General features: G+C 61.4%; 11 protein-coding genes. 10 read left to right on the top strand and 1 reads right to left on the bottom strand.

What is annotated here, in order from left to right:
• Window positions 1-143: 143 nt before the first annotated feature.
• Window positions 144-290 carry a hypothetical protein gene (locus tag ATY29_RS36970; protein WP_165779358.1) on the bottom strand — a complete coding sequence of 49 codons (147 nt, stop codon included), beginning with the start codon at window positions 288-290 and terminating at the stop codon, window positions 144-146.
• A gap of 57 nt (window positions 291-347) precedes the next feature.
• Here ATY29_RS36970 and ATY29_RS23875 point away from each other — a divergent pair, with 57 nt between their 5' ends.
• The 10 genes from ATY29_RS23875 (at window position 348) to ATY29_RS23830 (ending at window position 12,411) form a co-directional block, all read left to right on the top strand.
• Window positions 348-686, top strand: a complete 339-nt coding sequence (locus ATY29_RS23875) for a hypothetical protein (protein ID WP_097533209.1) — start codon at window positions 348-350, stop codon at window positions 684-686.
• Between the two features lie 141 nt (window positions 687-827).
• Entirely contained in the window at window positions 828-1,034 is a 207-nt protein-coding gene (locus tag ATY29_RS23870) for a hypothetical protein (RefSeq protein ID WP_003566196.1), read from the top strand.
• 158 nt (window positions 1,035-1,192) lie between these two features.
• The gene (locus tag ATY29_RS23865; RefSeq protein WP_003566198.1) at window positions 1,193-1,999 is read left to right on the top strand and encodes a pseudouridine synthase; all 807 of its coding nucleotides are present in this window, start codon (window positions 1,193-1,195) and stop codon (window positions 1,997-1,999) included.
• 8 nt (window positions 2,000-2,007) lie between these two features.
• On the top strand, window positions 2,008-2,700 hold the full coding sequence (locus ATY29_RS23860; protein ID WP_280176779.1) for a phosphoribosyltransferase: 693 nt from the start codon (window positions 2,008-2,010) through the stop codon (window positions 2,698-2,700).
• A gap of 102 nt (window positions 2,701-2,802) precedes the next feature.
• On the top strand, window positions 2,803-4,545 hold the full coding sequence (locus ATY29_RS23855; RefSeq protein ID WP_097533208.1) for an SLC13 family permease: 1,743 nt from the start codon (window positions 2,803-2,805) through the stop codon (window positions 4,543-4,545).
• 98 nt (window positions 4,546-4,643) lie between these two features.
• The gene (locus ATY29_RS23850) at window positions 4,644-5,588 is read left to right on the top strand and encodes a phosphoribosylaminoimidazolesuccinocarboxamide synthase (RefSeq protein ID WP_097533207.1); all 945 of its coding nucleotides are present in this window, start codon (window positions 4,644-4,646) and stop codon (window positions 5,586-5,588) included.
• A gap of 103 nt (window positions 5,589-5,691) precedes the next feature.
• The gene (locus ATY29_RS23845; RefSeq protein ID WP_097533206.1) at window positions 5,692-6,294 is read left to right on the top strand and encodes a TetR family transcriptional regulator; all 603 of its coding nucleotides are present in this window, start codon (window positions 5,692-5,694) and stop codon (window positions 6,292-6,294) included.
• Between the two features lie 153 nt (window positions 6,295-6,447).
• Complete coding sequence (locus ATY29_RS23840; RefSeq protein WP_097533205.1) at window positions 6,448-7,659, top strand: efflux RND transporter periplasmic adaptor subunit; 1,212 nt, start codon at window positions 6,448-6,450, stop codon at window positions 7,657-7,659.
• Window positions 7,660-7,707: 48 nt separating this feature from the next.
• The gene (locus ATY29_RS23835) at window positions 7,708-10,818 is read left to right on the top strand and encodes an efflux RND transporter permease subunit (RefSeq protein WP_097533204.1); all 3,111 of its coding nucleotides are present in this window, start codon (window positions 7,708-7,710) and stop codon (window positions 10,816-10,818) included.
• 150 nt (window positions 10,819-10,968) lie between these two features.
• Window positions 10,969-12,411 (top strand): efflux transporter outer membrane subunit, encoded by a 1,443-nt coding sequence (locus ATY29_RS23830; RefSeq protein ID WP_003566213.1) that lies wholly within the window; start codon window positions 10,969-10,971, stop codon window positions 12,409-12,411.
• Window positions 12,412-12,451: the final 40 nt, after the last annotated feature.

Genomic DNA, 12,451 nt, shown 5'->3' with positions numbered 1-12,451 from the left:
ATAGAACTAACCCCTTTTCCAAGTCAACACACCAATACAAAGTTTTTTGACAATTTTGTAACAGGTTGATTCGGCTGGCGTTTTTGTCGGTCGATATTATCCACAGGGCGCCCTTTCGGGACGGAATCCCGGAAATTTCTTTATCACCTGGTCAAAAATCCATCGGAAAGTTGCTTGGCGATGGAGAAAGATGCCGAAAAAACAGCGGCTTGAGCGGATTTATGGTTAATGAAAGATTTAATGTGCTCCCGTTGCAGCTTCAAATTTCCGTCATCATCAGCGGCTGACATTTCGGAACCAATCCCCGTCTTAGGTGTTGTCTTTCCCATTGAAGGAAGGAGACCGACATGGCTGCCAACACCGATGATATCAGGGCATCTGTCAGCAAAGACATCGCCGCACTTCAACAGGAAGTCTCGCGCCTGCAGAAGATGATTTCCGCTCAAGGCGCAGAAGCCTATTACGAAGTCCGCGGCCGCGCAGGCAAGGCTTATGACGAGGCCCTGCCCCGCGCCAAGAATGCCGTCGCCCAGATCAGGGCCGAAGGGGCCGCTGCTGCTGGCGCCGCCCGCGAGCATCCAACCGCCGCAACCACTGCGCTGGTGCTCGCCGGGGCCATTGGTTTCCTCGCTGGATATCTGCTCGCCGGCAGCTCGCAGCCGGAGCCTCGCCATTGGTGGCGCTAAAGGCTCCGCATCCCCCTAAAAAAGCATACTTTTGCGCACCCGCCGATCCGTTTTTCGGTAGGGTGCGTAAATGCTTATGTCTTATAAAAACCAATTTTTAATGCGAGCTGTGGGAACATAAAAAACGAAGGGAGGACTACCATGGACAATAAGAGGGCCAACTGCATCATTGAAGTCAGCGTCGACGGCGCCAATGGTCGTCACGCCGTCGGCATCATGAATATGCGCCAGGCACTCGACCTGCCGGAAATGCCGAGCCTGTCCTACACCCATCCCGACCCGGTCAAGGCCGCCGCCGGTATCGTCGTCAGCCGTAAGGAGCTGGCCGGATTCATGGTCTGCCGCTGAGGCAGCCCGACCCCATCGAAACCCTGACGGCGCTTTATCCCAAAGCGCCGCGTGTTTTTGGCGGCCCCTGAGTTTCCCCTCGTTTTCTATTCGCCTTGCTGGCATCCTTCTGCCATTCATGCCAAGAGACGGCATCAAATGCAGGACAAGGACGGCAGATGAGGGACCGGCGCCCACCGCATAAGACGCGTGAGCGGACAAAGCTCGTCGATAACGCCGCGGCTAAGCGGGTCACCCTTCCCCGCGCCCTTTCCAAGCTCGGTTACTGCTCCCGCACGCAGGCCGAACGCCTGATTGCCGAAAACCGCGTTGCTGTCGACGGCCGTGCCATCACGGATATTTGCGCATGGGTCGATCTTGCAACGGCGAAGATCAGCGTCGACGGCCTGGTTATCGCCGCCGAGGCGAAAATCTATCTGATGCTCAATAAGCCTCGCGGGCTCGTCACCACCCGCCATGATCCCGAAGGCCGGCCGACGGTCTATGATTGCCTCAGGGATTTCGACATTCCGCATCTCTCCCCCGTCGGCCGGCTCGACAAGGCAAGCGAGGGCCTGCTGCTTTTCACCAACGATACCGAATTTGCCCAGATACTGCTCGATCCAGTTACGCATGTAACCAAGACCTATCATGTCCAGATCGATCGCATCATGGATGACGAAGCGATCGACGCCATGACATCCGGAATTCGCCATGACGGCGAGTTGCTGACGGCAACCGCCGCGCGCCGGCTTCGCCAGGGCGACAGGAACTCCTGGATCGAGGTCGAGCTCGACGAGGGCCGCAACCGCCAGATCCGCCGCATGCTGGAGGCGCTCGGGACCGAATGCCTTCGCCTCGTGCGCGTCGCAATCGGCGAGCTCGAGCTCGGCGAATTGCCGAAAGGCGCGGTGCGTGCGCTGACCGAGGCGGAATTGCAGTCGCTGCGGCGGAAAACCGGCATCGAAAAGGCAAGACGCAATTGACTAATGCGATGGAAATGGCGCCGCACGATTTCTGGCAGGAGATTGATCCGCCCGGCACCTTTGCCGTCGGCGGCGAATTCGCCTCCTTCTATGTCGCCGTGCTGGAAGACGGCCGCCAGCTTCGCCTGCCGATCCGCGTTTTGGCGGATGGCAGTCACGCCCTCGCCTCGCTGATCGTCAACCAGACAAGCTTCGCCGTGCTCGACACACTCGCCGAAGGCCTCGCCGAAAAGATCAGGCCCATGCGCATCGATGTCGTCGCTGGTCTGCCGACACTCGGCCTGACGCTTGCCGCCGCCGTGGCGCAGAAGCTCGGCCATAACAGGTATGTTCCGCTCGGTACCTCACGCAAATTTTGGTACCGCGACGAACTCTCCGTTGCGCTGTCCTCGATCACCACACCGACGCAACAGAAACGCCTCTATATCGATCCGCGCATGCTGCCGCTGCTTGAGGGACGGCGCGTCGCCCTCATCGACGACGTCATTTCCAGCGGCGCCTCGATCGTTGCCGGGCTCGATCTGCTGGCGGCCTGCGGCATCGAACCCGTCGTCATCGGTGCCGCTATGCTGCAATCGGACCGATGGCGCGAAAGGCTGGAAGCCGCCGGGCCGCAGTGGATTGCACGCACCGTCGGCGTTTTCTCAACGCCCATTCTGGAGCGAACCGCAGCTGGCCGGTGGAAGGCTCCGCCGGCTTGACGCGAGATATGCGAATTGTCCAATCTTTGCCTGAAGGCGCCTCTGTACAGCGCATGAAGAACGATTACAGTCCGCCCCGTCGATGAAACACCGGATCTGCCTATGTCATTCGAGCAAGCATCCCTGCTGATCCTTCTGCTGGCGATGCTCGTTCTCTTCTCACTCGATCGCTTCCGCATCGAGGTGGTCTCGATCGCCGGCCTGCTTGCCGGCTACGCGCTCGGCCTCTATCCGGCCGACCAGATCTTCGTGGGCTTCGGCAGTCCTGTCGTCGTCACCGTCGTCGAGGTCCTGCTGATCGTCCAGGTGCTGGCGCGCGCCAAGCTCTTCGACAGTCTCGCCGCCCGTTTCGCCGCCGCAGGACCCTCGAATTTCCAGGTCATATCAGGCACATCTTCGCTTGCCGGCTTCATCTCCATCTTTATGAACAATATCGGTGCCTTTGCGATCACTCTGCCGGTGGCGCTGCGGCTCGGCACGGCTCTGGCGATCCCCCGCCGGCAGTTCGTCATGCCGGTCTCGTTCGCAGCCCTGCTCGGCGGTCTCGTTTCGCTGATCGGCACGCCGGCCAACCTGCTCGTCAGCGATGCGCTCGGCAAGGCGACCGGAGCCGGCTTTCACTTCTTCGATTTCGCCTATGTCGGCCTGCCCGTCGCAATCGCCGGCATTCTGCTCATCGCCTTTCGCGTGCAACGGCTGTTTCCGGAGCCCGACGAAGATCCCGCGACAATCTCCCCGACCACGCGCCGCATCGTCGTCGAACGTTGCGTCCCTGAGGTTTCGCCGCTGGTCGGTGTAACGCTGTCCGATTGTCCAATGCGCTTCGGCATCAAGCCGCACGCGCTGATCCGCGGCGACAATTTCGTCTTTGGACCGCTCGATCAGTCGGTGATCGAAGCCGGCGACGTGCTGCTTGCCGAGGGGGCCGATGCGGTCTTTGCCGGTCTTGCCGCTACACAGGCGCTGATCGCCGACATCAGTCCGCACGGCCTGCAACCGGATTTTTCCCGTGTCGAAAGCGTCGTCATGCCGGAAAGCACGCTGGTCGGTTCGCGGATCCGCTCGCTCGAAATCTTTCACAGCCGCGGCGTCGCGGTCACCGCGCTTTCCATGCGCGCGCCGCGCATCGAGGGCCGTTTCATCGACCTGCAACTGTCGATCGGCGATATATTGACACTGGAGGGGCCGCGAACGGCAATCGCCGAAGCGCTCGAAGAAAGCGAGTGCCTGCCGCTCGCCCCGACTGCCTCGAGCGAACCAGCCTCGCACCCCTGGCGGCCCCTGGCGCTGTTTGCCTGTGGCATCGCCGCGTGTGTGGCCGGCTTGCGCCCCGACGTCGCCTTTGCCGGCGTCGTGCTCGTGCTCGCCTTGCTCAATCATCTGAATATCCGCCACGCAATGGCCGATCTCAACTGGCCGATCATTATCATGCTGGCGGCGATGATCCCGATCGGTCAGGCGGTGGCGACCACCGGGGCGGCCGAAACCATCGCCTTCTGGCTGCGCCTCGTCGTGCCGATCGCCCATCCACTCATCGGCGTCGCGCTCATCCTCTTCCTCGCCATGGCGCTGACGCCTTTCGTGAACAACGCGACGGTCGCCATCGTTCTGAGCCCGGTCGCCCTGGAATTTGCGAGAGACGGCCAGCATGCGCCGCACGCCTATCTGATCGCGGTCGCCGCCGGCGCCTCGCTCGATTTCCTGACGCCCTTCGGCCATCACAACAACACGCTGGCCATGGGCATCGGTGGCTACCGCTTTAGTGACTTCCTGCGCGCCGGCTGGCCGCTTGCCGTTACGAGTTACGGCCTCGCCTTGTTTCTCCTGGCTCTGTTCTGGCTCTGATGCGATACTCTGTGATGCCATACTTTGGGGGTCGCCTTGACTTCCCGGTAATGAAAAGACAGGAAGCCTTCACCCAATCACAAGGACAGTCGAGCGCCGTGCGAATCCTCTCCGAAGCCCATTTTCCGGAACTGCCGAACTATTATCGCGGTAAGGTGCGCGAGAATTACGACCTTCCGGACGGACGCCGGATTATCATCAGCACCGACCGGCTGAGCGCTTTCGACCGCATCCTCACCTGCATTCCCTATAAGGGCCAGGTGCTGACGCAGACGGCGCGCTACTGGTTCGAGGCGACGAAGGACATCTGCCCCAACCACGTTCTCGATTATCCGGATGCCAATGTCGTCATCGGCAAGCGGCTCGATATCCTGCCGGTCGAGATCGTCGTGCGCGGTTATCTTGCCGGCACCACCGGCACCTCGATCCTGACACTCTATAAGAAGGGTGAGCGCGAGATGTACGGCATGCGCCTGCCTGACGGCATGCGCGACAACCAGATCTTGCCCGAACCCGTCATCACCCCGACCAGCAAGGAATTCGACGGCGGCCATGACGAACCGCTGACGCCTGAGGAAATCGTCACCCGCGGCCTTCTGACCAGGCAGCAGTGGGAGACCCTGTCGGGATATGCGCTCGCCCTCTTTGCACGCGGCCAGGAGATGGCGGCCAGACGCGGCCTGATCCTCGTCGACACCAAATATGAATTCGGCACCGACGGCGACGGCAACATCATCCTCGCCGACGAGATTCATACGCCCGACAGCAGCCGCTACTGGCTTGCCGAAAGCTATCCGGCGAGTTTTGCCGCCGGGAAACGCCCGGAAAGTTTCGACAAGGATTTTGTCCGCGCATGGGTGGCCGAGCGCTGCGATCCCTATAAGGATGAGATCCCCGAAATCCCCGTCGAACTGATCGAGCAGACCTCGGCCGTCTATATCAAGGCTTACGAGGCCATCACCGGCGAGCGTTTTGTCCCCGACGACAGCGATGAGACGCCGCTTGCCCGTGTCCGAAACAACCTCGCCCCCTATTTCCCCTGAAGAGATGACGGGCAAGCCGACAGGCCAAGCATCGGCTTGCGGATTTTCGCCCAAACGCGCTAGCATTAGCAAGGGGTATCGGGCTCGGCCCGACGGGGGACGGATGACGAGAAGGCCGCGACGCAAGGCCGAGGAAACGCGGGAGGACATTCTCTCCATGGCTGAGACGCTGTTTCGCGACCGTGGCTACGTCGCGGTGTCGATCGCCGATATATCAGGCGCATTGCATATGTCGCCCGCCAATGTCTTCAAGCATTTCCGTTCCAAGGTCGCGCTGGTCGATGCGATCGCCGGACGCCATCTCGACCATGCCACCGAGCGTTTCGCCGCCTTCGAGCAGGACCTGCCGCCGAAGGAGCAATTGCTCCGCTTTGTCCTGCGCCTGCTGGAGGGCCATCTGCAGGACATCCAGAAGAACCCTTACATCTTCGAAATGGTGCTTTCGACGATCGAGGCCAAACTCGAGGCCGGCAACCGCTATCGCGCCCGGATAGAACAGAAGCTCGGCGAAATCATCCGCCAGGGGATAGTGGAGGGACGGTATCATTGCTGCGATCCCGAGAGCGCGGCACGCACCGTCGCAGACGTGCTGACCTGCGTATTGCATCCGATCCTGATTGCCCGCGACGATAAGGAAACCCTCGTCCACCGTGCCGAGGACATCGTCGGCTTCGTCGATGCCGCATTGCAAAATAACTCTTGCTAAGTGACGGTTGCTGACTTACGTCACTTCGCAAAGCATTTGTTAAATCCGGATGGCATTTGAAGCCAAATCAATCCTGACGCTTATATAAGCCTGCGCTCGGCTGAGACGAGCCCGTGGATCGAACGGCAATTGCCATCGCACAGGGAATTCAGAATGATACGGCGCGCCCTCCTCATCTCCTCGGCTCTGGCGTTCGGCACGTTGCTCGCCGGCTGCAGCGACAATGCCGGCAAACCCGCCGGCAACGCAGGCGCAGGTGCCGCAGAGCAGGCCTCGCCGGTCGGCGCGGTCACGATGACGAAAGGCACGTTCCCGATCACGACGATCCTTCCCGGGCGTGCCGAGACCTTCCAGACGGCCGATATCCGGCCGCAGGTAAGCGGCCTCATCCGCGAGATCGCCTTTAAGGAAGGCGGCGAGATCAAGAAGGGCGACCTTCTTTACCAGATCGAAGATGCCCCCTATATCGCCGCTGTCGAGCAGGCCAAGGCGGCAATCTCCAAGGCGCAAGCCAGCGTGCCAAGCGCCGAAAGCAATCTCGACCGCTACCAGCGCCTTGTCGGCAGCGGCGCCACCCAGATCGAATTCGAAACCGCCAAGACGACGCTGCTCCAGGCCAAGGCCGAAGTGGAGTCGGCAAAGGCCGCACTTTCCGCCGCGCAGATCGATCTCGACCACACCAGGATCGTCGCCCCCTTCGACGGCGTCATCGACCAGACGGCCTATAATGTCGGCAACGTCGTCTCCGCCAACCAGACGACGGCGCTGACGACAATCCGCCAGCTCGATCCGATCTATATCTCGCTGACGGAATCGAGCACCAACCTCCTGAAGCTGCGCGATGCGATGGCGGCCGGCGACATCAAGGGCGCAGACAAAGTCGCCTTCCACCTGATCCTCGAAGACGGCAAGGAATATAACCAGCAGGGCAAGCTCGACATGTCGAAGCAGGTGGTCAGCGAGACCACAGGCACCTTCATCATCCGCGTGCTCTTTCCTAATCCCGATCGCATCGTTCTGCCCGGCATGTATGTCCGGGCAACCGTCGAGCTCGGCGCCGAGGCCGGTTATGCGCTTCCGCAGCTGGCAACGAGCCGCGATGCCAATGGCCGGCTGACGGCGCAGTTTGTTTCCGCCGACGGCAAGGTCGAAACCCGCGCCTTCGAAAACAGCTCGCCTTCCAACAATTCCTGGCTGGTGACCGAAGGCATCAAGGATGGCGATCAGCTGATCGTCAGCGGCCTGCAGTCGATCACGGCAGGCATGCCGGTGAAGCCGGTCCCGATGAAGATCAACGACAACGGCGTGGTCGTGGCTGCCGAGCAGCCCTTGGCCGGTGATACGCAGAAGCCCGCAGCGAAATAGTCGCTGCAGCCCGGCATCGTCACCGTCTCAGCCGCACAGGAACAACCGATGGCCAAGTTTTTCATCCGACGTCCGATTTTCGCCTGGGTCATTGCGATCACCATCATGCTCGCCGGCCTGCTGGCGATCTTCACGCTGTCGATCTCGCAATATCCCGACATCGCCCCGACGACGGTCCGCATCAATGCCACCTATCGGGGCGCCAGCGCCGAGACCGTCGAGAAATCGGTGACGACGATCATCGAGGATGGCATGACCGGCCTCGACGATCTGACCTACATGACCTCGACCTCGTCGACCGGTTCGGCCAGCATCCAGCTCACCTTCGGAACGAGCGCCGACCCTGACATCGCCCAGGTGCAGGTGCAGAACAAGCTGCAGCTGGTTCAGTCGCAGCTCCCGGGCGACGTCATCGATGCCGGCATCAGCGTCACCCGCTCGACTTCGAGCATTCTTCTCGTCGGCTCGCTTGTGTCGACCGACGGCAAGCGCAACTCGGTCGACCTCGGCAACATCATGTCGACGTCGATCGAGGATCAGATCCAGCGCCTGGAAGGCGTCGGCAGCATCAACGTCTTCGGTTCGGGTTACGCCATGCGCGTCTGGCTCGATCCGTTCAAGCTGTTGAAATACCAGTTGACGCCGAGCGACGTCACGTCGGCCATCCAGGCGCAGAACACCCAGGTCTCCGTCGGTTCGCTCGGCGCCCAGCCGGCGACCCCCGGCCAGCAGCTCAACGTCACCATCACCGCCCAAAGCCAGCTGACCACCGTCGCCGATTTCGAGCACATCATCCTGAAGGTCGAAAAGGACGGCGCGACGGTGCGCCTGAGCGACGTCTCGCGCATCGAGATCGGTCAGGAAAGCTACGGCGGCGGTTCGCGGTATAATGGCCAGCCGTCGACCGGTTTTGCCGTCAATCTGGCGATCGGCGCCAATGCCATCGATACCGCTGCCCGCGTCCGATCCGCCCTCGAGGTCATCGGCCGTGGCCTGCCGGCAGGCGTGGAGATCACCTATCCCTACGACACGACGCCCTTCGTGGAACTGTCGATCGAGAAGGTCGTGCACACGCTGATCGAAGCGATCGTGCTCGTCTTTGTCGTATTGCTCGTGTTCCTGCAGAACCTGCGGGCAACGCTGATCCCGACGATTGCCGTTCCCGTCGTGCTGCTCGGCACCTTCGGGGTGCTGGCGGTCACCGGCTACTCGATCAATACCTTGACGATGTTTGCCATGGTGCTGGCGATCGGCCTTCTCGTCGACGACGCGATCGTCGTGGTCGAAAACGTCGAACGCATCATGTCTGAGGAGAAGCTGTCGCGGCTGGAGGCGACGGAAAAATCGATGGGCGAGATCACCGGCGCCATTGTCGGCATCGCGCTCGTTCTCACCGCCGTCTTTATCCCGATGGCCTTCTTCGGCGGCTCCACAGGCATCATCTATCGGCAGTTCTCGATCACCATCGTCTCGGCCATGCTGCTGTCGGCCCTCGTCGCCCTCGTGCTGACGCCCGCCCTTTGCGCCACGATGCTGAAGCCGGTCGGCGAGCACAGAAGACACCGTGTCGGCGACTGGTTCAACCGCATTTTCACGCGCTCGACCAATGGTTATGTCAGGACCATCGGCTATCTCCTGAAGCGGCCGATCCGCGTCATGCTGGTCTTCCTGCTTGTCGGCGCCGGCTGCGCCTATCTCTTCACTCGCCTGCCGAGCTCCTTCCTGCCGCAGGAAGACCAGGGCGTGCTGCTGACCATCGTCACCACGCCGCCGGGTTCGACCACACAGCAGACCCAGGCTGTCGTCGAGAAGGTCGAAAACTACTACCGTGAGAACGAGAAGGATGCGGTCGAGTCCGTCTTCGGTGCGTTGGGCTTCGGCTTCAACGGCTCCGGCCAGAACAGCGCCATCGTCTTCACCAAGCTCAAGGATTTCTCCAAGCGCACCGATCCTAATCTAAGCGCTCAGTCGGTCGTCAACCGCGCGCTGCGCAGCTTCTTTGCCATCCGCGAGGCGCAGGTCTTCGCGCTCCTGCCCCCGGCGATCCAGGGTCTCGGTGTATCGAGCGGCTTCTCCATGTATCTCGTCGATACCGGCGGCCACGGCAACGACGCGCTGACGGCCGCCTCCAAGCGGCTGATCCAGATGGGCAACACCTCGGGCAAGATCGTGGCGCTGCGCAGTAGCAGCAAGGAAGTCGAGCCACAGATGCGCATCGTGCTCGATCAGGAGAAGATCGGCGCCATGGGCGTCGACATCGCCTCGGTCAATTCGATGCTGTCGATCATCTTCACCGGCCGCGACGTCAACGACTTCACGTTGAACGGCGAGATCAAGCCCGTCTATGTCCAGGGCGATGCGCCCTTCCGCATGCAGCCGGATGATCTCGACCATTGGTACGCCCGCAACACTGCCGGTGAAATGGTGCCGTTCTCTGCCTTTACCAAGACGGAATGGGTGAAGGGTGCGCCCTCGCTTGCCCGCTTCAACGCCGTCAGCGCCATTCCGCTCGACGGTGCGTCTGCACCCGGCGTTTCCTCCGGCGACGCGATGAACGAAATGGAAGCCCTGACCGAACAGCTCGGCGGCGGTTATACGGTCGCCTGGCAAGGCATCTCCTATCAGGAGCGCCTTTCCGGTTCGCAGGCGCCGATGCTCTATGCGATCTCGGTTCTTGTGGTCTTCCTCTGCCTGGCGGCACTTTACGAAAGCTGGTCGATCCCCTTCTCGGTGATCATGGCGGTGCCGGTCGGCATTCTCGGAGCGCTGACGGCCGCCACACTTTTCGGCCAGGCGAACGACGTTTATTTCAAGGTCGGCTTGCTCACCACCATCGGGTTGGCGGCAAAAAACGCGATCCTGATCGTCGAATTCGCCAAGGACCGCATGGAAAACGGCATGGGCCTCTACGAAGCGACGCTGGAGGCGGCGAGATTGCGCCTGCGGCCGATCATCATGACCTCGCTTGCCTTCATTCTCGGCGTCGTGCCGCTGGCGATCGCGACAGGCGCGGGCTCGGCGGCACAGAACGCCATCGGCATCGGCGTCCTCGGCGGCATGCTGGCGGCGACAATGCTCGGAATCTTCTTCGTTCCGTCATTCTTCGTCGTCATTCGACGCATCTTTGCCACACGCAGCAAAAATGCGGCAGGACTGTGATAAAAATGCACTGTGATAATGCTGTTCTCGTTGCTACATTGCGCCCGACTGCTTCGGTGTGTGTGTTTTTGGCAGAACGAGGCGCGGCCGCGTTAATGAAGCATGAAGCTTCGGACAAGAATTGACTTGCTCGAGTACAGGATGAAATGAATGGTATCTCTTCGTTTTGCCACCCCGGCATTATTGTTATTACTGTCGGGCTGCGTTGTTGGCCCGGATCATGTTCCTCCTGAAATGCCGCTGCCCGCCAAATTCGGAGAAGGCGGAACGAAGAGTGATGGTGATGTTGCTACCGCAGCCTGGTGGACCGCCTTCAACGATTCGAGACTGAACGGCTACGTCAACGCCGGCCTCGAGCAGAACCTGACAGTCCAGCAGGCGATCGAACGCATCAATGCGGCCTCCGCCGCCGTCACCACCGCCGGAGCCGGCGCCCTGCCGAACCTCACCGTCGGCGGCTCGCACACGGTGAGCGGCCAGAGGGGCGAACTGCGCACGCAGTTCGACACGCGCAATACCAGCGCCGGCGACGTTCAGTTGAGCTGGCTGCTCGATCTCTTCGGCCTCTACAAGCGCAGCACCGAAAGCGCTCTCGCCTCGCTCGATTCCGCTTACTCATCGGCCGATGTTGCCAGGCTGACGCTGATCCAGGATCTCGTCTCGAGCTATATCGACGTTCGCTACTACCAGCAGCGCCTGTCTCTTTCGAAGGCTAACCTGAAGTCCCGCCAGGAAACCTACGAACTGACCAAGTTCCAGCTCGAAGCTGGTGCCGCTTCGCGTCTCGACGTTGTTCAGGCCGAAGGCCTGGTGCAGTCGACGCTCGCCGAAATTCCCGGCCTCGAAACCAACATCCGCATATCAGCTCATCACATCGCTACACTGCTCGGCCTGCCGGCCTCGGCCCTCGTCGATGAACTGCTGAAGGGCTACGGTCAGCCGGTATTCCGCGGCGGCATCACCTCCGGCATCCCGGCGGACCTGATCCGCAATCGTCCCGACATTCGTGTGGCGGAACGTGATCTCGCTGCCGCAACCGCCAATATCGGCGTCGCCCAGGCGCAACTCTATCCGAGCATCTCGCTCAGCGGTTCGATCTCACCGTCCTACATCAACCAGCGTGGTATCCATGGCGGCCTGACGCCTTGGTCCTTCGGCCCCACCCTCAACCTGCCGATCTTCGACGGTGGCCGCCTGCGCGCCAACGTCAAGTCGGCGCAGTCCGATGCCGCCACGGCCTACCTCAACTGGAAGTCGACGGTGCTGACCGCGGTCGAACAGGTCGAAAACGCGCTTGCGGCTGTCCGGCGCGACGCCCGCACGGTCGCCGCACTTCAGGCCCAGGTCAAGACAACCCAGGAAACGCTCGAACTTTCCACCGCATCCTACAAGGATGGCGCCTCTTCGCTGCTCGACGTTCTCGACGCGCAGCGTCAGGTTTCGCTGGCTCAGGCAAGCCTTGCCCAGTCCGTCCAGCAGATGGCCAAGGACTACGTCTCGCTGAATATTGCAGTCGGCGGCGGCTATGCACCCGGCGGCAAGACCACGGCACCGGTGAAGCCGGTGCCGACGGCGAAGCCGGCCAAGAGCTGATTGGCGGTCTGCCTGTCGGAAATTCGGAACCCCGCGATCG

It is taken from the genome of Rhizobium hidalgonense, from assembly GCF_002914525.1.
GTDB lineage: Bacteria > Pseudomonadota > Alphaproteobacteria > Rhizobiales > Rhizobiaceae > Rhizobium > Rhizobium hidalgonense.
The sequence above is the reverse complement of the archived record's forward strand: the minus strand, read 5'-3'. Positions and strand labels throughout refer to the sequence as shown.